This is a genomic window from Ponticoccus litoralis, from assembly GCF_039769985.1.
Taxonomy (GTDB): Bacteria; Pseudomonadota; Alphaproteobacteria; order Rhodobacterales; family Rhodobacteraceae; genus Ponticoccus; species Ponticoccus litoralis.
This window is the reverse complement of the sequence record NZ_JBDNCH010000004.1, coordinates 164,801-183,582: the sequence shown is the minus strand read 5'-3', so window position 1 is coordinate 183,582 and position 18,782 is coordinate 164,801. Positions and strand designations below refer to the sequence as shown.

At 69.4% G+C, this 18,782-nt stretch carries 13 protein-coding genes and 4 pseudogenes; 5 read left to right on the top strand and 12 right to left on the bottom strand.

All coding sequences use genetic code 11. From position 1 onward, the window contains the following. Nucleotides 1–6 precede the first annotated feature (6 nt). The 4 genes and pseudogenes from dhaL (at nucleotide 7) to ABFB10_RS21495 (ending at nucleotide 3,444) form a co-directional block, all read left to right on the top strand. Nucleotides 7–639, top strand: coding sequence for a dihydroxyacetone kinase subunit DhaL (dhaL, locus tag ABFB10_RS21510; protein WP_347168279.1), 633 nt, complete (start codon nucleotides 7–9; stop codon nucleotides 637–639). 111 nt (nucleotides 640–750) lie between these two features. Beyond that, on the top strand, nucleotides 751–1,362 hold the full coding sequence (locus ABFB10_RS21505) for a DAK2 domain-containing protein (RefSeq protein WP_347168278.1): 612 nt from the start codon (nucleotides 751–753) through the stop codon (nucleotides 1,360–1,362). Beyond that, nucleotides 1,359–2,648, top strand: a pseudogene (locus ABFB10_RS21500) (sugar-binding transcriptional regulator); the annotation flags it as partial. The gene ABFB10_RS21505 and the pseudogene ABFB10_RS21500, both read left to right, overlap by 4 nt. Beyond that, the gene (locus ABFB10_RS21495) at nucleotides 2,614–3,444 is read left to right on the top strand and encodes a dihydroxyacetone kinase subunit DhaK (RefSeq protein ID WP_347168612.1); all 831 of its coding nucleotides are present in this window, start codon (nucleotides 2,614–2,616) and stop codon (nucleotides 3,442–3,444) included. The pseudogene ABFB10_RS21500 and the gene ABFB10_RS21495, both read left to right, overlap by 35 nt. Nucleotides 3,445–3,554: 110 nt before the next feature. On the opposite strand, the gene ABFB10_RS21490 is transcribed toward ABFB10_RS21495, so the two are convergent. The 10 genes and pseudogenes from ABFB10_RS21490 to iolG all read right to left on the bottom strand — a co-directional run. Further along, nucleotides 3,555–4,328: a TIM barrel protein gene (locus ABFB10_RS21490; RefSeq protein ID WP_347168277.1), complete on the bottom strand. Its 774-nt coding sequence runs from the start codon at nucleotides 4,326–4,328 to the stop codon at nucleotides 3,555–3,557. Nucleotides 4,329–4,356: 28 nt separating this feature from the next. After that, a complete protein-coding gene (gene iolB, locus ABFB10_RS21485) occupies nucleotides 4,357–5,154 on the bottom strand; it encodes a 5-deoxy-glucuronate isomerase (protein WP_347168276.1) in 798 nt (265 codons plus the stop codon). Between the two features lie 11 nt (nucleotides 5,155–5,165). Beyond that, entirely contained in the window at nucleotides 5,166–6,059 is an 894-nt protein-coding gene (gene iolE, locus ABFB10_RS21480; RefSeq protein ID WP_347168275.1) for a myo-inosose-2 dehydratase, read from the bottom strand. 22 nt (nucleotides 6,060–6,081) lie between these two features. Next, a pseudogene (gene iolD, locus ABFB10_RS21475) lies at nucleotides 6,082–7,960 on the bottom strand (3D-(3,5/4)-trihydroxycyclohexane-1,2-dione acylhydrolase (decyclizing)). A gap of 12 nt (nucleotides 7,961–7,972) precedes the next feature. Continuing rightward, a pseudogene (locus ABFB10_RS21470) lies at nucleotides 7,973–9,884 on the bottom strand (bifunctional 5-dehydro-2-deoxygluconokinase/5-dehydro-2-deoxyphosphogluconate aldolase). Next, nucleotides 9,881–10,999 carry a Gfo/Idh/MocA family protein gene (locus ABFB10_RS21465; protein WP_347168274.1) on the bottom strand — a complete coding sequence of 373 codons (1,119 nt, stop codon included), beginning with the start codon at nucleotides 10,997–10,999 and terminating at the stop codon, nucleotides 9,881–9,883. Before ABFB10_RS21465 ends, ABFB10_RS21470 begins: the two are co-directional and overlap by 4 nt. A 54-nt stretch (nucleotides 11,000–11,053) precedes the next feature. Then, nucleotides 11,054–11,875: an ATP-binding cassette domain-containing protein gene (locus tag ABFB10_RS21460; protein ID WP_347168273.1), complete on the bottom strand. Its 822-nt coding sequence runs from the start codon at nucleotides 11,873–11,875 to the stop codon at nucleotides 11,054–11,056. A gap of 1 nt (nucleotide 11,876) precedes the next feature. After that, the gene (locus tag ABFB10_RS21455) at nucleotides 11,877–12,983 is read right to left on the bottom strand and encodes an ABC transporter permease (RefSeq protein WP_347168272.1); all 1,107 of its coding nucleotides are present in this window, start codon (nucleotides 12,981–12,983) and stop codon (nucleotides 11,877–11,879) included. A gap of 62 nt (nucleotides 12,984–13,045) precedes the next feature. Further along, a complete protein-coding gene (locus ABFB10_RS21450; RefSeq protein ID WP_347168271.1) occupies nucleotides 13,046–13,930 on the bottom strand; it encodes a sugar ABC transporter substrate-binding protein in 885 nt (294 codons plus the stop codon). Nucleotides 13,931–14,252: 322 nt separating this feature from the next. Further along, a pseudogene (gene iolG, locus ABFB10_RS21445) lies at nucleotides 14,253–15,089 on the bottom strand (inositol 2-dehydrogenase); the annotation flags it as partial. A 210-nt stretch (nucleotides 15,090–15,299) separates the two neighbouring features. Here iolG and ABFB10_RS21440 point away from each other — a divergent pair. Continuing rightward, nucleotides 15,300–16,295 carry a LacI family DNA-binding transcriptional regulator gene (locus ABFB10_RS21440; protein ID WP_347168270.1) on the top strand — a complete coding sequence of 332 codons (996 nt, stop codon included), beginning with the start codon at nucleotides 15,300–15,302 and terminating at the stop codon, nucleotides 16,293–16,295. Nucleotides 16,296–16,373: 78 nt separating this feature from the next. Here ABFB10_RS21440 and nadC read toward each other — a convergent pair whose 3' ends face one another. Both nadC and ABFB10_RS21430 read right to left on the bottom strand, forming a co-directional pair. Further along, nucleotides 16,374–17,222, bottom strand: a complete 849-nt coding sequence (nadC, locus tag ABFB10_RS21435) for a carboxylating nicotinate-nucleotide diphosphorylase (protein WP_347168269.1) — start codon at nucleotides 17,220–17,222, stop codon at nucleotides 16,374–16,376. Beyond that, on the bottom strand, nucleotides 17,219–18,781 hold the full coding sequence (locus ABFB10_RS21430) for an L-aspartate oxidase (protein WP_347168268.1): 1,563 nt from the start codon (nucleotides 18,779–18,781) through the stop codon (nucleotides 17,219–17,221). Before ABFB10_RS21430 ends, nadC begins: the two co-directional genes overlap by 4 nt. Between the last annotated feature and the right edge of the window lies 1 nt (nucleotide 18,782).

Here is an 18,782-nt window from a genome sequence, read left to right as displayed (position 1 = left end):
CCGCAAATGGCAAGTTTCGAAAACGCAGGATCGGGCGCGATGGTGCGCCGGGTGGCCGCGGCGGTGGTCGAGAACCGCGCCTGGCTGTCCGAGATCGACGGCAAGATCGGCGATGGCGACCACGGCAACAACATGGCCAAGGGTTTTGGCCGCGCCGCAGAGCGCATTGACGATGCCGACACGCTGGACGCCGCCTTTGCCACCCTCACCGATGTGCTGATGGGGGAGATCGGCGGCTCCATGGGGCCGCTCTACGGCATGTTCTTTTCCGACATGGCGGATGTGGTCGTGGGCAAAGATCGCATCGACGCGCCCACCTTCGCCGCCATGCTGGCCGCCGGGGCCGAGGGGGTCATGGCCATCGGCGAGGCGAAACCCGGCGACAAATGCCTGCTCGACGCGCTGTGCCCCGCCGTAAGCGCCGCCGAAGAGACCGCGCCGCAAGGTTTTCCCGCGACGCTCAGCGCGGTCCGCGCCGCTGCCGAACAGGGCCGCGATGCCACCCGCGACATGATCGCCAAGATCGGTCGCGCCAGCCGCCTGGGCGAGCGGTCGCGCGGGGTGCAGGACGCGGGCGCGACCTCTTGCGCGCTGATCCTCGTCACCCTCGCCAACGAGATCGAGGCGCGGCTGGGCTGAACGCCGGGCCGCCCCGGGGGCGTCGGGGGGCGGAATGCGCAAAGACGCGTCACCAGATTGCAAACTCCTGCGCCCGGCGTCACTCTGTCCGGTGGACGCGGAGGAGCATGGATGACCGAAGACCTCGACCGCGCGGCGCTGGCCGCGTTCCTGAAACGCGCGGCGCAAAAGCTCGAATCCCGAAGGATCGAGCTGTCGGCGCTGGATGGGGAAGTCGGCGATGGCGATCACGGCGCGTCGATGGCCGACGGCTTCTCGGCGGCGGCCGCCGGGTTTGCCTCTGACGGCGAGGATCTGCCCGGCGCCCTGCGCGCGGCGGGGCAGCGCTTTCTCAGCGCGGTGGGCGCGACGGTGGGGCCGCTCTATGCCACCGCCTTTCTGGAAGCCGCCGCGCGCAGCGGACCCGACAGCATCGGCGCGGGCAGGCTGATCGCGGCTTTCCACGACGGCATCGCCCGACGCGGCAAGGCGCAGCCCGGCGACTGCACCATGCTGGACGTCTGGGCCCCGGCTGCGCGCAGCGCCGCGGGCGGCGACATGGCGGGCGTGCTGGCTGCCGCGACAACCGGGCTGGAGGCGACGCGCGCGATGATCGCCGTCCGGGGCCGCGCAGCCCGGCTGGGCAGCCGCACCCTGGGCCGCATCGACCCCGGCGCCAGCTCGGCGCTGGTGGTGCTTGAGGCGCTGGTCGAAACCCTGTCTCAGCGGAAGGACCGGGCATGAAGGAAGGCCGCGCCAAACGGTCCGCGACAGCCGACGGCACCCGCCGCCCGCCGCTGAAGTTCGGCGAGGATCCGGTGCTCTGGGCCGCATGGCTCTACTACGAAGAGGGCATGACCCAAAGCGATATCGCCGCCACCATGGGCCTGTCGCGACCGACCGTCATCACCTACCTGTCAGAGGCGCGCGAGCGCGGCATCGTCAATATCTCGATTGCCGTGGACCGGCTGCGCAGCCTCTCGCTGGCGCAGCAGATGGTCGATCATTTCGGCCTGCGCGACTGCCTCGTGGTGCCCACGACGGGCGGTCAGCGCAGCCTGATCGACCGGCTGGGCGACGCCGGGGCGCGGACGCTGGGCTGGCACCTGCGCCCGGCGCAGACCGTCGGCATCGGCTGGGGGCGCACGATGCTGGCGGTGGCCGCCGCGGTGAAACCGCAGGCTCTGCCCGATCTGCGCGTGGTGCAGGCAACAGGCGGCACCACCGCCGCCATCCCCTACACCCCCGAGGCGGTCGCCGCCCGCCTGTCCGAGGCGCTGTCGGCGCAGGTTGTGCCGCTGTCGGCGCCCTGCATCGTGTCGCACCCGCAGGTGCGCGACCTGCTACTGCAAGAGCCGGTCCTGCGCGAACAGATGCAGGCGCTGTCCGAACTGGATACGATCCTGCTTGGCGTGTCCTCGCTGCGCCCGAATTCGACCATCCACACCAGCGGCTTCTTCTCGAACGCGCTGGAACAGCACGACCATTACTGCGACGCGGTCGGATCGCTGCTGGGGCGGTTCATCGACGCCAGCGGCAGGCCGGTGATCGGTCCGCTTGACGAGCGCACCATCGGGCTGGCGCTCGAGCAGCTGCAACAGGTGCGCACCCGGATCGGCGTATCCGGGGGCTTCGACAAGGTTCCCGCCCTGCTGGCGGCGCTGCGCGGCGGTTACATCAACGTGCTGGTGACCGACGCCGATACCGCCGAGGGCATCCTGCGCGCCGACGGCGCGCCGGTGCTGCGCCAAAGCCTGTCGCGCCGCCCGCCGTCACCCGCGCCCGCCGAGACCGCGCCGCCGGGCGAAACCTCCCGCGCCCCGGTCAAGAAGTTCCTCAACGATCCCCGATCCGCGGTGGACGAGGCGATGGAGGGTCTGCTGAGAGCCCATCCCCACCACATCGCCGCAATCGAGGGTTCCTGCCGGGCGATCCGCCGGGCGACCCCGGCCCGCACCGGGAAGGTCGGGCTGGTGATCGGCGGCGGCGCGGGCCATGAGCCGCTGTTTCTGGGCTATGTCGGACCGGGGCTCGCCGATGCGGTGGCGGTGGGCAATATCTTTGCCGCCCCGCCCCCCGACCGCATCCTCGGCCTGCTGCCGCGCGGCCTCGACCGGTGCGGGCGTGCTGCATGTCTTCGGCAATTACTCGGGCGACGTCATGAACTTCGAGATGGCCGGGGAACTGGCCGCCGCCGAGGGCATCGAGGTGCGCACTATCGTGACCACCGACGATATTGCCTATTCCCCCGCCTCGGACCGCGACGGGCGGCGCGGCACCGCCGGCAACGTCTTCATCTTCAAGATCGCCGGGGCCGCCTGCGACCGGATGCTGCCGCTGGAGGATTGCGAGCGTCTGGTTCAGAAGGCCAATGCCGCCACCTTTACCATGAGCGTCGGGCTGACCGCCGGGTCGCTGCCCGAAACCCGCCGCCCCTCGTTCGAGCTTGGCGAGGGCGAGATCGAGATCGGCGTGGGCATCCACGGCGAGCCGGGCGTGCAGCGCGGCCCGATGATGGCCGCAGACGACATCGCGGACCGCATCATGGACGGGCTGATCGCCGAGGCGCAACTGGGGCCGGGCAGCCGCATCGGGCTTCTGGTCAACGGGCTGGGCGGCACGCCGATGATGGAGCTGGGCATCCTCAACCGCCGCGTTCACCAGCGGCTGGCCGCCCGCGGGGTCGAGATCCTGCGCACATGGGTCGGGCCCTATTGCACCTCGCTCGACATGAACGGGGCTTCGATCACCGTGATCGTGCTTGACGAACAGCTCGAAGAGCTGCTGCTTGCCCCCTGCGACGGCTTTGCCCTGCGCGTCGGCTGAACCCCCGGGCGCCCCGTTGAAGGGCGCCCAGGTCGGGGCAGAGACACCCGGGGTGCAGGGACGGCGCGCCCTTTGCCGGGGCCGCCGTCTGGCGTCTACCGGGGCCGGTGCTACAGCGTGAAGGCCGCCACGAAGGCCTCGACGGCGGCGTCGCTGTCACCCGCCGCGTAGGCCTCCATCCCCACCGCGCCGGTATAGCCCATGTCGCGCAGGGCGCGGGCGACACCGGCGTAGTTGATCTCTCCGGTGCCGGGCTCGCAGCGGCCCGGGTTGTCGGCGACCTGCACCTCGCCGATCCACGGCAGGCAGGCCCTGCACCAGCGGATCAGGTCGCCCTCGCCGATCTGCGTGTGGTAGAGGTCGAGGTTGATCCGCAACTGCGGACGGTTCACCGCAGACACCGGGGACAGCACCTCGGCGGTCGACCCGAAGGGGCAGCCGGGATGATCCAGCGGGTTCAGGTTCTCCAGCGTGTAGACCACGCCCAGCTCTTCGGCCATGTCGCAGAGCCGGTGCAGCGTATCGCGCGCGCGCAGGGCCATCCCCGGTGAAAAGGTGCCGTGCTGCGGGATCGGAATGCCGCCCTCGCCCAGCCCCGTGCCGTGCAGGTTCAGCCGGTCGACCCCCAGCCGCTTGCCCACCTCGGCGGTTTCGCGCGCCGAGGCCAGCAGCCTGTCGGCGCCCTCGGGATCGGTCAGGCGCCCGGTCAGGTAGCCGTTCATGATGGTGTAATTGGCGCCGACCCTTTCGAGCCTTGTCAGGTCGTGGTCGGGCCAGTTCCACAGGCCGACGCCAAGACCGCGTTCGGTCAGCCGGGCGGCGCGCCAGTCGATGGGCCGGTCGCGCCAGAGCATCTCGGCGCAGGCGGCAAGCTGGAAGGGCATGGTGTTCTCCTTCGGGCGCGGCGGCCCGCTAGCGCATCAGGTGCTCGACCGGCGGCGCGGCGACGAAGCGCCACTTGCGCAGCGGTCCGGCCATGACGTTGAGGTAATACATCTCGAACCCGTGCGGCGCGCCGCAGGGATGGTGGCCGCGCGGCACGCAGACCACGTCGCCGTCGTGCACGGCCATCGTCTCGTTCAACTGCAGGTCGTCGGTGTAGACGCGCTGGATGCCGAAGCCGTCCGCCGGGTTGAGCCGGTGATAATAGGTCTCTTCAAGGTAGGTGATGCGCGGAAAGTCATCCTCGTCGTGGCGATGGCTGGGGTAGGACGACCAGTTGCCCGCGGGCGTGAAGACCTCTGTCACCAGCAGCGCATCGCAGTAGTCCTCGGCCTCCATGGCGATATTGTTGATGTAGCGCGTGTTCGATCCCTCGCCGCGCTGGGTCAGGGTGATGCCCTCGGGGCCGATGCGGCGGGCCGGATGCCCGCCCTGCCCCGGCGCTTTGCAGACGGCGATCACGCAATCGGTGGTGGCCGTGGCGGACCAGTCCGAGCCGTCGGGCAGGTAGAGGCAATGCGGCGGCGTCTTCTCGAAGACGTTCATGCGGTCGCCCAGCTCGCCCCAGTCCTGACCGGCACCCTGCAGGGCGGCCTTGCCCTCGACCATGACGAGGATCACCTCGTCGGTGCCGGTGATGTCCGACACGGTCTCTCCGGCGCGCAGGCGCCAGAGGTCGAAACCCACGTAGCGCCAGCCCGCGCTTTCCGGCGTGATTTGGTGGACCTTGCCGTGGGTGCCGAAGGGGCGTTTGAGAAGATAGGGCATGGGGGTCTCCTTCAAATCAGGCCGGTCTCGGCGGCCTGGCGTTTCAGGGTGGCAAGGCCAAGCGTCTGGTAAAGCAGCGGATTGCGCTGCTCCGGGTCCTGCTCGGCCTCGATGACGATCCAGCCGTCATAGCGGTTTTCGGCCAGGACCTTCAGCAGCGGGGCGAAATCCACCGCGCCCTCCTGATCGCCGGGAACGGTGAAGACACCGGCGCGGACGCCGTCCATGAAGGACAGGCCCTCGGCTTCCACACGCGCGCGGATCGCGGGACGGACGTTCTTGGCGTGGAAATGGCGCACGCGGGCGACGTGTTTCCGCAGAACCGCCTCGGGGTCGCCGCCCCCGAACGCACAATGCCCCGCGTCGAACAGCAGCTTGGTCGCCGGGCCGGTCGCCGCCATGAAGGCGTCGATGTCCTCGGGCGATTGCACGACGGTGCCCATGTGGTGGTGATAGACCAGCGCGATGCCCTGATCGGCGCAGTATTGCGCGATCTCTTCGACCTTCGCGCCGAAGTCCCGCATCCCGGCATCGCTCAGCACCGGGCGGTCGGACAGCGGCCTGTCCTGCCCCTGCACCGAGTTCGAGGTCTCGCAGGCGATGCAGACCGTGCAGCCGTTGTGCTTCAGCCGGTCCAGATGCGGCTGGATGGCGGCCTTCTCTGCCTCGACCGAATGCGCGAGCAGGTTCAGCGAGTGCCAGCCCGAGATGAAGGCCAGCCCCGCCTCTTCCATCATCAGCCGCAGCTCTTCGGGGTCGGCGGGCCAGCGGTGGCCGTTCTCGATCCCGTCAAAGCCGATCTGGCGCCCGGCCTCGTCCAGGATGCGCGCGGTCGGGATATGCGCTCCAAGGCTCTGGTCGTCGTCATTGGCCCAGGCGATGGGGTTGGTGCCGAAACGGATCATATTGGTCTCCTGCTCAGCGGCTTCAGTTCACCAGCCGCTGGCGCTGCTTGTTGTCGAGATAGGTGGCATAGGCCTTGGTCAGCGTGTCGGTGGAGCCGACCTCGGGCACGGCCACGTCCCACCAGTGACCGGCCTCGCCGAAACCGGGGCCTTCGTGCGGGGTCGTCTCGATGACGATCACCGTGGGAATGTCGCGCCCGCGCGCCTCTACGATGCGGGTTTCCAGATCCGCCACGCTGGCGGCCTTGACCGCATGCGCGCCCATGGACGCGGCATGCGCGACATAGTCGATCTGCGGCTGCTGCTCGACGTTGCTGTCGGCATAAAGGTTGTTGAAGGGCGCGCCGCCGCAGCCCTGTTGCAGGCGGTTGATGCAGCCATAGCCCCGGTTGTCGGTCAGCACGACGGTGAAGGGCACCCGGCGCATCACGGCGGTCGCCAGTTCCGAGTTCGCCATCATGTAGCTGCCGTCGCCGACGAAACAGATCACCTCGCGCGCGGGCAGGGCCAGCTTGACGCCCATGGCGCCCGCGATCTCGTAGCCCATGCAGCTGAAACCGTATTCCATGTGATAGCCGCCCTGAGACGGCTGCCACAGCAGCTTCAGCGCGCCGGGCATGGTGCCGGCGGCGCACATGGCCACGGCATCTTCGCCGGTGGCGCGCTGCACGGCGCCGATCACCTCGGCATCGGTGGGCAGGTCGCCCGCCGCGCGCTGGCGGTCGCGGCAATGATGCGTCACGGCATCCAGCCAGGCAGTGCGGGCCTGCGCGTCGAAGGCCCCCGCGCGGTGGGTGCCAAGGGCGTCCGACAGCGCTTTGAGCGTCGCCCGGGCGTCGCCCATGACCGGAAGCGCGCCATGTTTGACCGCGTCATAGCCCGCCACATTAATCGAGACCAGCCGCCGCCCGGGGTTCGAGAAAAGCGTCCGGCTGCCGGTGGTGAAGTCCTGAAAGCGCGTGCCGACACCGATCACCAGATCCGCCTCTGCGGCCAGCGCATTGGCGGCGGCGGAGCCATCGACGCCGCTGGCGCCGAAGTTCATCGGGTGGCTTTGCGCCAGCGCGGACTTGCCCGCCTGCGTTTCCACCACTGGGATGCCGTGGGTCTCGGCAAAGCGCGCAAGGGTGTCCTCGGCCTGCGCGTAGATCACCCCGCCCCCGGCGACGATCACCGGCGCCTTGGCCGCCTTGATCAGCGCCACGAGGTCCGAGACCTCGCGCGGGTCGGGCTGCGGGCGGCGGATGCGCCAGACGCGACGCTCGAAGAATTCCGTGGGGTAGTCGTAGGCCTCTGTCTGGGTGTCCTGACAGAAGGCCAGCGTGACCGGTCCGCAGGTGGCCGGGTCCGTCATCGTGGCCAGCGCGCGGGGCAGCGCGGTCAGCAGGTGTTCGGGGCGGCTGATGCGGTCGAAATAGCGCGACACGGGCCGCAGGCAGTCGTTGGCCGAGACGGTGCCGTCCTCGAAATCCTCGACCTGTTGCAGCACCGGATCGGGGCGGCGGTTGGCGAAGACGTCGCCGGGGATCAGCAGCACCGGCAGGCGGTTCACATGGGCCAGCGCGGCGGCGGTCACGAGGTTCGTGGCCCCCGGCCCGATCGAAGAGGTCACCGCCATGGCCCGCCTGCGCTTCCTCGGCCTTGGCATAGGCGATGGCGGTATGGGCCATGGTCTGTTCGTTCTGGCCGCGCCAGGTGGGGAAGTCCTGACGGGCCTTTTCCAGCGCCTCGCCCAGCCCCGCCACGTTGCCATGGCCGAAGATGCCCCAGATGCCGTCGATGAAGCGCTCGGCCCTGACCTGCCCGCCCGCCTCGCTGCCGGGGGCCTCGTCCTCGATCATCTGCACGGCCAGCCATTTCACCATGGCCTGCGCGGCGGTCAGCCGGATCGTGTTGCTCATCTCTTGTCCTCCTCAGGCCGCGTGCTGCCGGGCCTCGGCGCGGGCCCTGTCCCAGATCTCGCACAGGCGGGAATAGCGGGCCGCCATCTGCGCGACCGCCTCGGCATTGGTCATCTCGCCCTTCAGCCATGCCCGGGCGGCATCGCCGAAGATCGTCCGGCCCACGGCGAAACCCTTGACCAGCGGCTGCCGCGCCGCCAGCGCAAAGCTTTCCGCCAGCGCCGCCTCGGGCGCGTCGAGGCCCAGCACCACTATGCCCCGGGTGCGGGGGTCGTTGCGCTCGATGGCCTGAACCGCCTTGGCCCATGCGGCCTCGGTCCTGAAGGGTTCCAGCTTCCACCAGTCGGGGTAGACGCCCGCGTCGTAGAACTGCTGGATCAGCGTGGCGGTGGTGTCGTCATCCACCGGGCCGACCTTCGAGGGGATCACTTCCAGCAGGAATTCCAGACCGTTGCGGCGGGCGGCGGTGAAGAGGCGATGCACGCGCTCTTCCTGCAGGGCCCGCGTCGCGGCGTCGTCGTCCGGGTGGCAGAAGACCAGCAGCTTGACCACGTTCTCGCGCGCCCATTCGCGCAGGCGCCCGAAATCGGCGCCAAGGTCCGGCTCGAATTCGACGGGGCGCGAGCCGGGCAGTTCCACCGGGCGCCCGATCCACAGGCCCGAGCCGCTGGCCGCATGCAGGGCCGAGCGCCCGATGCGGTTGTCGCAAAGGATGCCGTAACCGGGTTGGCCGTTCTGAACCTTCAGCGCGGCCTCCAGACAGAGCTCCTTGAAGGCGGCGCCCTTGGCGGGGCTGTAGCCCTCGATCTCTTCCAGTTGCAGGCGGTGGTCGAAGGCGAAGGTCTTCACGCTGGACCAGTCGCCATGCCGGTTGGTCGCCCAATGCACCTGCTCCAGCTCGGGATCGTTGCGCAGGTCGGGGCGCTGCACGCCGCGCGCAAGGAAGAACTCCAGCTCTTCCAGCGAGGGATAGGCGGGCGTGCAGCCGTGGCGGCTGACCGCGAAGGCCCCGCAGGCATTGGCGTATTTCAGCGCGGTCGGCCAGTCGGCATCCGCCATCCAGCCCTTCAGCAGGCCGGAAAAGAACCCGTCACCCGCGCCCAGCACGTTGAAAACCTCGATGGGGAAGCCCTGCCCCGCCTGCCCCTCGTCAAGGCTGTCCGGCACCGCGCCCTCGAAGGCCACCGCCCCCAGCGCGCCGCGCTTGCAGACCAGCGTCGCGGCAGAATTCTCGCGCACCCGGCGCAGGGCGGCGATTGTGTCGATCGACCCGGCCGCGATGTGGAACTCCTCTTCGGTGCCCACGATCAGATCGAACAGATGCAGCGTCGACAGCAGCTTGGCAGTGACCTTTTCACTTTCCACAAAGCGGCTTTCGCCGTCGCCATGCCCCGCCACACCCCAGAGGTTCGGGCGATAGTCGATGTCGAGCGCCGTGCGCAGCCCGTGCCTGCGCGCCAGCCGCAGCGCCTTGAGCACCGCCGCCTCGGTGCGCGGGTGCGACAGATGCGTGCCCGTCACCACCACGGCGCGGGCGCGCTGGATGAAGCCCTCGTCGATATCGTCCTCGCACAGAGCCATGTCGGCGCAGTTCTCGCGGTAGAAGATCAGCGGAAACTGTTCCTGATCGCGGATGCCGAGGATCACCAGCGCGGTCAGCCGCTCGGGGTCGGTCACGACGCCATCGGTGCAGACCCCCTCGCGCGCCAGCTGTTCGAGGATGAAGCGCCCCATGTGTTCGTCGCCGACGCGGGAAATCAGCGCCGTCTTCAGGCCCAGCCGCGCGCTGCCGCAGGCGATGTTGGTGGGCGAGCCGCCGATGTACTTGTCGAAGGATCCCATATCCTCCAGCCGCCCGCCGATCTGCGCGCCGTAAAGGTCCACACCCGCGCGGTACGATGGTGATGACGTCGAGATCCTTCATGTCGCTTCTCCCAGGGTGACGGGGCGCCCCTCCGAGGCCGCCATGGCGTGAATGATGCGCTCTATCGCAAGACCCTCGGCGAAATCGGGGCCGGTGTTGGGCGCGCCGTCGATGGCCGCCAGCAGGTCGCGCGCCTCGATGACCTTCATCTCGTTGAAGCCGAAGTTGTGCCCCGCGCCGTGGCAGAAGGCGGCGAAATCCGGCTGCTCGGGCCCCGTGAGGTGGCGGGTGAACCCGGCCTCGCCGGTGCGGTGAAGCCAGAGCTCGTTCATGTTCTCCTGATCGAAGACCAGCGTGCCGTCAGAGCCGTGCACCTCCCATTGCAGACGACACTTGCGCCCGCGCGCCACCCGCGACGTGGCGAAGGATCCCTGCGCGCCCGAGGCGAAGCGGATCAGTGCAAGCGCGCTGTCCTCGTTCTCGACCGGCTTGGGGCCTTCGGGCGAGGGCCGCTGGGGAATGGCGATCTGCGTCATGGCGGTCAGCTCGGCCACCGGCCCCATCAAGGCCAACATCTGGCTGACGAGGTGGCAGCCAAGGTCGCCAAGCGCGCCAAGGCCGCCGCCCTCACGGGTCAGCCGCCACGACCACGGCAGGGCCGGGTCGGCGGAATAATCCTCGTCATAGACACCGCGAAAGGCGCGCGGCTCTCCGATCTCGCCGGCCGTGATCAGCGCGCGCGCGGCCTGAAAGGCGGGGCTGCGGCGGTAGTTGTAGCCAAGCATGGTCACCTGCCCGGGCCGGGCGGCGGAGAGTGCGGCCATGGCCTTGGCATCCTCCAGCGTCAGCGCCATGGGCTTTTCCAGCCAGACGTGCTTGCCCGCCTCCAGCGCCGCTTCGGCCATGGGGCGGTGCAGCCCGTTCGGCGTGGTGATCGAGACGATGTCCACCGCCGGATCACCCACCGCCGCCTGCCAGTCCGCCGTCGCCCGCCGGAAGCCGAAGGCCGCCGCATGTGTCCGGGCCGAGGCGTCGGTCACGTCGCACAGCACCTCCAGCCGGGGGCGCGGCATGCCGAAGACGGTGGCGACGTTGTTCCACGCCATCGCGTGGCATTTGCCCATGAAGCCCGTGCCGATCAGGGCAACGCCGGGCGCTTTGTCGGTCTCAGACATGGCCAACTTTCCGGTAAAGGTGTCGTGGCGGGCGGCACGGGGACCGCCCTGCCCTCAGATCGTGCCGCCCAGCGAGCCTTCCAGCTGCGCCATTTCCTGCCCGCCGGCCATGAGGTCCTGAAGCTCGGCGGCCTCGATCTCTCCGCGCACGGCGGTGCCGAGGGTCTGGCCCCGGTTCAACACGGTGAAGCGGTCGCCCACCGCCAGCGCGTGGCGCACGTTGTGGCTGATGAAGACCACGCCGACGCCCTGCCTGCGCACCCGGTCGATGGTCGACAGCACGTTCGAGGTCTGCCGCACGCCAAGCGCCGAGGTCGGCTCGTCGAGGATCAGCACCTTGGCGCCGAAATAGACCGCGCGGGCGATGGCGACGGTCTGGCGTTCGCCGCCCGACAGCGTGCCCACCGCCTGATCCGGCGCGCGCAGGTTGATGCCCATCTTGCGCATCTCTTCCATGGTGATCTCGTTGGCCTTGTCGATGTCGAAGCGTTTCGCCAGCCCCCTACCCTTCACCGGCTCGCGTCCCATGAAGAAGTTGCGCGTGACACTCATCAGCGGGATCATCGCGAGGTCCTGGAACACCGTGGCGATCCCGGCCTCCATCGCCTCGCGCGGGCTGTCGAAGGACAGCGGCTTGCCCTCGAAGAAGATCTGGCCCGCGGTCGGCTTGTGCACGCCCGACATGGTCTTGATGAAGGTCGACTTGCCCGCGCCGTTGTCGCCCAAAAGGCAGTGGCATTCGCCCGGGGTCACGTCGAAGGTCACGCCGTTCAGCGCGATCACGTTGCCGAAGTGCTTCTTGATGCCCTCCATGTGGATGATGGGCTTGGCACCCGTGGCGGTCTCGCCGTGGTGGAATGTGCTGTCTGCGGTCATCTCAGCGCTCCCCCGTCACACGCTTGCGGATCACGTTGTTGAAGACCACCGCCAGCAGCAGCATGCCGCCGAGGAAGATCTGGAACCAGTCCTGGTCGAAGTCGGTGTAGGTCAGCCCGATGGTGACCATGCCGAAGATGATCGCCCCGAAGAAGGCCCCGATGGCAGAGCCATAGCCCCCGGTCAGGAGGCAGCCGCCGATGACCGCCGTGATGATCGCCTCGAATTCCTTCATGAAGCCGCGCCGGGCATCGGTCGATCCGGCGTCGATCACGGTGATGATGGCGACAAGGGCGGCGGCGCAGGCTGTCAGCATGAAGAGGCTGATCTTGACCCGGCGCACCGGCACGCCCGAGTTGGTGGCAGCGTTGCTGTCGCCGCCGGTGGCGAAGATCCAGTTGCCCGCCGGGGTGCGCAGCAAGACGTAGGTCGCCACCAGCGCCAGCGCGATGAACCACAGGATCTCGACCGGGATGCCGGGCACCTTGGGGGTGCCGTTCTTGAAGGTTTCGATCAGCCCGGCCTTAGCAAGCCATGCGAACAGCCCGCCAAAGGCCTCGCCCGAGAAGATCGGCGCCAGCCAGTCGTCCTCGACCGCGTCGCGCACGCCGCGCAACTGGGTCGAGCCGCCGGTGAAGATCTTCAGCCCGACCAGCGCCGCGCCGCGCAGGATGAACAGCCCCGCAAGCGTCACGATGAAGGACGGCAGCCCGGTCTTCAGCACGATGGAGCCGTTGACCGCCCCGATGGCCGCGGCAAAGACCATGGTCAGCGGGATCGCCACGATCAGCGGCAGCCCCATATTGACGGTGAAGACGCCGAAGACCATGCCCGCGAAGGCCACCATGGACCCGATGGACAGGTCGAATTCGCCGCCGATCATCAGCATCGCCGCCGCGATGCCCAGAATGCCAAGCTGCGCGGCAGGGGTCATGAAGTTCATGATGCCCGACAGCGTGAACATGGCGCTGTCGGCGGTGATCAGGAAGAACAGCGTCACGAGGATCACGCCCCCGATGGCGCCCAGTTCCGGCCGTTTCATGAGTTTCGTCGTGACGGATTCCGCGCGGATGCGCTCATCCACATGGGCCTCGGTATCGGCTGCCATGGTCCCCTCCCGTTGCAATGCATGGGCCGCGCGCGCCCTGCGCGCGGCCCGCTGTCAGTGGATCAGCGGATGCCCTGCGCCGACAGGTCGATGACCTGCGCCGCCGAGTCCTGCGTCACGAGGTTCGGGCCCGAGGGCACGTTGCCGCCCGGCATCAGGCCGTATTCCGCGTTCAGTGCAAGGAAGGCGACCGGCAGGTAGCCCTGCAGGAACTGCTGCTGGTCGATGGCAAAGGCCGCGTCGCCGTCGGCCACCGCCTGAAGGAAACCGGCGGACAGGTCGAAGGAGGCAACCAGAACGTCCTCACGCCCCAGCGCCTTGACGGCGGCGACGGCGGGTTCACCCACCAGCGAGGCGCCAAGGCCCAGCACCGTATCGACGTCCGGGTCGGATTCCAGCGCCGCGCGGACCTTGGATTCCACCTCGGTCGGGTCGTTCTGTGTCGGGATGACCGTGACCTCCTGCCCGAAGCCCTCGGTGAAGCCCTCGCAGCGCAGGTCGAGCGCGACGTTGCCCACTTCCTGGTTGACGCAGATGCCCTTGGTGCCGCCCATCTCGGCCAGCTTCTTGCCCGCCGCAACGCCCGCGTCGTACTCGGACTGGCCGACGTGCAGCAGCACGCCCAGATCGGGGGCCACGTCAGAGCCGGAGTTCATCGAGATCACCGGGATGCCTGCGGCCACCGCGCGTTCGATCGACGGCCCAAGCGCATCGCCATCGGGGATCGAGACCACCAGGCCATCCGGCTCCTGGTTCACGGCGGCGTCGATCAGCTGGCTCATCTGGACCATGTCGAAGGTCTCGGGCGAGCGGAACTCGACATTGGCGCCGGTGTCTTCGCCGGCCTTCTGCACGCCGTTCTTGACGACCGACCAGAAGGGGTCGTTGGCCTGACCGTGGGCGACGACGATGATGTCGGCGGCCAGAGCCGGGGCGGCCACGGCCATCGCGGCCACGGTTGCGACCGAAGCGAGAAGCTTGTTCATTCGGATATCCTCCCTTGGATAATGCGCGGCGGTCTTTCTGCCGCCGCATGGACCCGGCGCGCCTGCGCCGGATGCGGTGAACCCGCCGCGCGCCCCTCCCCGGGCACCGCGGCGGGACGTCGGATGTCAGCCCCGAAGCGGCACGGCCTGCCCGGTCTTCGCGGATTCCGTGGCGGCCTCGGCCATTGCCAGCGCGGCGATGCCGTCCTCCAGCGTCACCGGCAGGGCGCCGCCATCCGAGGAGGGCGGCGACAAAGGCCTCCCACTCGGCGGCATAGGCGGGCATGTAGCGTTCGAGGAAGAAATACGTGGGTTTGGCAGAGGACACGCCCGCCGCGGTCGACCTCACCACGGTGTTCTCCAGCATGTTGCCCGCCTGAAGCAGGCCTTCGGACCCAAGAAGCTCGACCCGCTGGTCGTAGCCGTAGACCGCGCGGCGGCTGTTCTTGATCACCGCGATCCGGCCATCGGCATAGGTCAGCGTGACGACGGCGGTGTCGACGTCGCCCGCCGCGCCGATCTGGGGATCGACGATGGCGCTGCCCACCGCGCGCACAGTGACCGGACGCTCGCCCATGATGAAGTTCGCCATGTCGAAGTCGTGGATCATCATGTCGCGGAACAGCCCGCCCGAGACCTTGATGTAGCTGACCGGCGGCGGGGCCGGGTCGAAGGAGGTGACCGACAGCAGTTCGGATTTGCCGATCTCACCGGCGAGGCTGGCAGCCTTGAGCGCGGCAAAATTGGGGTCGAAGCGGCGGTTGAAGCCGATCATGACCGGCTGGCCGGTCCCGGCCACAGCCGCCAGACACTGCTGCGCGCGCGCCAGCGACAGGTCGACCGGCTTTTCGCAAAGCACCGCCTTGCCCGCCGCGGTCGCCGCCTCGATCAGGGTGGAATGCGTGTCGGTCGAGGTTGCGATCAGCACCGCGTCGATGGCGGGGTCGGCAAGGATCTCGTCCGAGCTGCGGGCCCCGGCGCCGTGCTGCGCGGCCAGGTTCGTCGCCGCCTCTTCGTGGACATCCGAGACCGCCACAAGGGTCGATCGGGCGTTGTTCGCGATGTTGACGGCGTGCACCTGACCGATACGGCCAGCGCCGAGCAAACCAACCTTGAGCATGAAGTCCTCCCAGACGGTGCGGGCGTTTCGGCGCCGCGTTGCCGTAGGGATATCCGATTTGCACCCGCGTGCAAACACAATTTGCACGCGGGTGCAGAATGCGTGCAAACGCTGGATTTTACGGATAGAACGGTGAATACCCCCAACAGGGACCGGCGCCACGCCGCCGCGAATCAGGAGACCCGGACACCCGTGACCGAAGGCCGAACCATGCAGAACGTAACGGCCGACGACGTGGCGGCGGCGGCAGGCGTGTCCCGCTGGACGGTGAACCGGGCCTTCAAGAAGGACGCCTCGATCTCTCCGCGCACGCGGACAAAGGTGCTGGAGGCCGCCGAGCGGCTGAACTACGTGCCGGATCTGCACGCTGCGGCGCTTGCCTCGACCCGGTCGAACCTCGTGGCGCTGCTGATCGACGACTTCGCCAACCCGCACAAGCTGGTGATGCTGGAGCGCCTGACCCGCGCCCTGCGCACCCGGGGCTGGGACACGCTGCTGGTCAACACGCTGGACCCCGACGATGCCGCCCCGGCCCTGATGAACGCCAGCCAGCGCCGCGTCGACGCGACGATCCTGATCGGCCTGCAATTCGACGACGAGGTGCTGGAGGCCGCCCACAAGGCCCGCCGTTTCAAGAAGCTGATCATCTTCGCCCGCAGTTCCGAGAACCCCGAGACGATCTCGATCTGTGTCGACGACGTGGCCGCGACCCGCGAGATTGCCCGCTACGTGCTGAACCGGGGGTACAGGCAGCCGCTTTACCTTGCCGGGCCGCGAACGACCTCGGCCCACCTGCTGCGCAAGGAGACCTTCGCCGGGATCTGGATGGAGGAGCGTGGCTTTCAGCCCGAAAGCCATGCGGTCGACGCCTACGACCCGCAGCTCAGCGCCGAGGTTGTCTACGCGGCCCTCGCGCAGCGCGCGGCAGCCGACCGGCCCGATATCCTTGTCTGCGAAAACGACGCGCTGGCGCTTGGGGCCATCGACACGATCCGCCATCGGCTGGGGCTGGATGTGCCGGGCGACATCGCGGTGATCGGTTTCGACGACGTGCCGCAGGCGTCCAGCCACAACTACCGGCTGACCACCTACCGCCAGCCCCTGACGGAGATGGCCGAATACCTGGTCGACGTTCTGGAAAGCGCCGAGACCACGAATCTCGACCGGGCCTTTCTCGGGCGGCTGGTGGTGCGCGAAAGCGCCTAGGCGCCCGTTGGCGGTGGCAGGCCGGAGGGACGGGCCGACGTCACCCCGTCGGGGTGACGCCCGTGCCGCCGGGCAGCTTCAGAAATCGAGGCCGAGGTCCAGCGTCTGCGCCGAATGCGTCAGCGCCCCGGACGAGATGTAGTCGACGCCGGTTGCCGCGACCTCGGCGATCCGGTCCAGCCGCATGTTGCCCGAGGCCTCCAGCACCACGCGCCCCTTGGCCATGGCCACCGCCTCGCGCAGGGTGGCTGTGTCCATGTTGTCCAGCAGCACCACCTCGGCGCCGCCCTCGTCCAGCACCTCGGCCAGCTGGTCCAGCCGGTCGACCTCGATCTCGCAGCGGATCATGTGCGAGGCCTGCGCCTTGACCGCCTGCAGCACCGGGCGGATGCCGCCCGCCGCCGCGATGTGGTTGTCCTTGATCAGGATTGCGTCCGACAGCGAGAACCGGTGGTTGAACCCGCCGCCATGCAGCACCGCCTGCTTCTCGACCAGCCGCAGGCCGGGCGTGGTCTTGCGGGTGCAGGTCACGCGGGTCGCGGTCCCCTGCGTCCGGGCCACGAAGGCGGCGGTCATCGTTGCGATGCCCGACAGCCGCCCGGCAAAGTTCAGCGCGACCCGTTCGGCCGAGAGGATCGAGGCCGCCCGGCCCTCGATCTCCATCAGCAGGTCACCGGGTGCGATGCTGTCGCCGTCAGCCTTGTGCGCCGTGATCACAAGCGCCGGGTCGACCAGCCGGAAGGCCAGCGCCGCGACCTGCAACCCCGAGACGACCCCCGCCTCGCGCGCGTTCAGCCGCGCGGTATAGCGCGTCGCAGCCGGGATCACCGTGCGGGTGGTGATATCGCCGTAGGTGCCCAGATCCTCCAGCAAGGCGGCGCGGACCAGCGGTTCAAGGATCATGTCGGGCAAGGGGGTGGCGGTCATGCGGAGTCCTTTCGGGCCAGGGCGCGGATCTCCAGCGCCTGCGCGAGGGTGAAGAAAGAGCGTTCGCCGGCGGCACGGGCCTCGGGGTGGTCGGCGCGGAAATGTGCGCCCCGGCTCTCTTCCCGGGCCAGCGCGGCGGCGGCGATCAGCGTGGCGGTTGCGGTCATGTTCAGCAGCGCGGCGCAGTCGGGCTGCGCCTCCTCGACCGATGCGATGGTGTCCAGCGTGTGCCGCAGGCCCGCGGCGTCGCGGATGACACCGGCGCCCTCGGTCATCGCCTGCCGCAGCCGGGCGACCAGCGCCGGATCGGGGTCCGGCACCGGGGCGAGATCCGGCAGACCGACCGGCTGGGCATCGCCCGCGACCAGCCCCTGTGCAATCGCATCCGCGGCGCGGCGCCCGTAGACCAGCGCCTCGAGCAGCCCGTTCGAGGCCAGCCGGTTCGCGCCGTGCAACCCGGTCGAGGCCACCTCGCCACAGGCCCAGAGGCCCGGCAGCGTGCTGGCGCCCGCCTCGTCCGTCGCGATGCCGCCCATGTGGTAATGCGCGGCGGCGGCGACGGGGATCGGCTGCGTCACCGGATCGATCCCAAGGGCCCGGCAGGCTGCCGCGACGGCGGGAAACTCGGTCAGGAGGCGTGGCCCAAGGACGCTTCGCGTGTCCAACGCCGGGGCCATCCCGGCCTGCGTCTGGGCAAAGACCGCGCGGGCCACGACGTCGCGCGGCGCCAGTTCGGCATCGGGATGCGCCGCAGGCATGAAGCGCGCGCCCTCGCGGTCGATCAGTGCGGCCCCCTCGCCGCGCAGCGCCTCGGTCGCCAGCGGCGCCGGGTCCAGACCGCCCGCGATGGCGGTGGGATGGAACTGCACGAACTCGGCATCGGCGATCACCGCCCCGGCCCGCGCCGCCATGCCCAGCACCTGCCCGCGAATGCGTGGCGGGTTGGTGGTCAGCGCATAAAGCCCGCCCGAGCCGCCGCCCGCCAGCAGCACCGCGGCCCCGCGCAGCTTGACCGACTGCGTCAGACCCTGCGCGCAGCGCGCGGCCTCGATCCCGCGCACGCGGCCCTTCTCGATGACCAGTCCGGTGGCCATGACGCCTTCGAGCACCTGCACATGCGGCGCGGCGCGGACCTGCGCGGTCAGCGCCTGCATGATCTCGGCCCCGGCCTGATCGCCCCGCACCCGCACGACGCGGGCAAAGCTGTGCGCCGCCTCGCGCGACAGGACATAGCCGCCCTCTGCGGTCCGGTCGAAGGGCGTGCCCAGCCCGGTCAGGTCGAGGATATGCGCGCGCGCCTCGGCGGTGACCGTCCGCGCCACCTGCGCATCCACGGTCCCGGCGCCGGCGCGCACCGTATCGCGTGCATGGGCCTCGGCGCTGTCCGCCGGGTCCATCGCCGCCGCCACGCCGCCCTGCGCCCAGGCCGACGAGGCCCCGGAGCCCAGCGGTTCGGGAGAGATCATCAGCACCGGATGCGGGGCCAGCCGCAGCGCCGCGTAGTGCGCCGCAAGGCCCGCGCCCACGATCAGGACGCGCGGGGTGTCGATCGGGGTCATC

Bases quoted from the DNA above. Each gene is read 5' to 3' on its own strand.
- dhaL (WP_347168279.1), top strand. From the start codon at position 7: ATGGCAAGTTTCGAAAACGCAGGATCGGGCGCGATGGTGCGCCGGGTG.
- ABFB10_RS21505 (WP_347168278.1), top strand. From the start codon at position 751: ATGACCGAAGACCTCGACCGCGCGGCGCTGGCCGCGTTCCTGAAACGC.
- ABFB10_RS21495 (WP_347168612.1), top strand. From the start codon at position 2,614: ATGAGCCGCTGTTTCTGGGCTATGTCGGACCGGGGCTCGCCGATGCGG.
- ABFB10_RS21490 (WP_347168277.1), bottom strand. From the start codon at position 4,328: ATGCCCTTCCAGCTTGCCGCCTGCGCCGAGATGCTCTGGCGCGACCGG.
- iolB (WP_347168276.1), bottom strand. From the start codon at position 5,154: ATGCCCTATCTTCTCAAACGCCCCTTCGGCACCCACGGCAAGGTCCAC.
- iolE (WP_347168275.1), bottom strand. From the start codon at position 6,059: ATGATCCGTTTCGGCACCAACCCCATCGCCTGGGCCAATGACGACGAC.
- ABFB10_RS21465 (WP_347168274.1), bottom strand. From the start codon at position 10,999: ATGTCTGAGACCGACAAAGCGCCCGGCGTTGCCCTGATCGGCACGGGC.
- ABFB10_RS21460 (WP_347168273.1), bottom strand. From the start codon at position 11,875: ATGACCGCAGACAGCACATTCCACCACGGCGAGACCGCCACGGGTGCC.
- ABFB10_RS21455 (WP_347168272.1), bottom strand. From the start codon at position 12,983: ATGGCAGCCGATACCGAGGCCCATGTGGATGAGCGCATCCGCGCGGAA.
- ABFB10_RS21450 (WP_347168271.1), bottom strand. From the start codon at position 13,930: ATGGCCGTGGCCGCCCCGGCTCTGGCCGCCGACATCATCGTCGTCGCC.
- ABFB10_RS21440 (WP_347168270.1), top strand. From the start codon at position 15,300: ATGCAGAACGTAACGGCCGACGACGTGGCGGCGGCGGCAGGCGTGTCC.
- nadC (WP_347168269.1), bottom strand. From the start codon at position 17,222: ATGACCGCCACCCCCTTGCCCGACATGATCCTTGAACCGCTGGTCCGC.
- ABFB10_RS21430 (WP_347168268.1), bottom strand. From the start codon at position 18,781: ATGACCCCGATCGACACCCCGCGCGTCCTGATCGTGGGCGCGGGCCTT.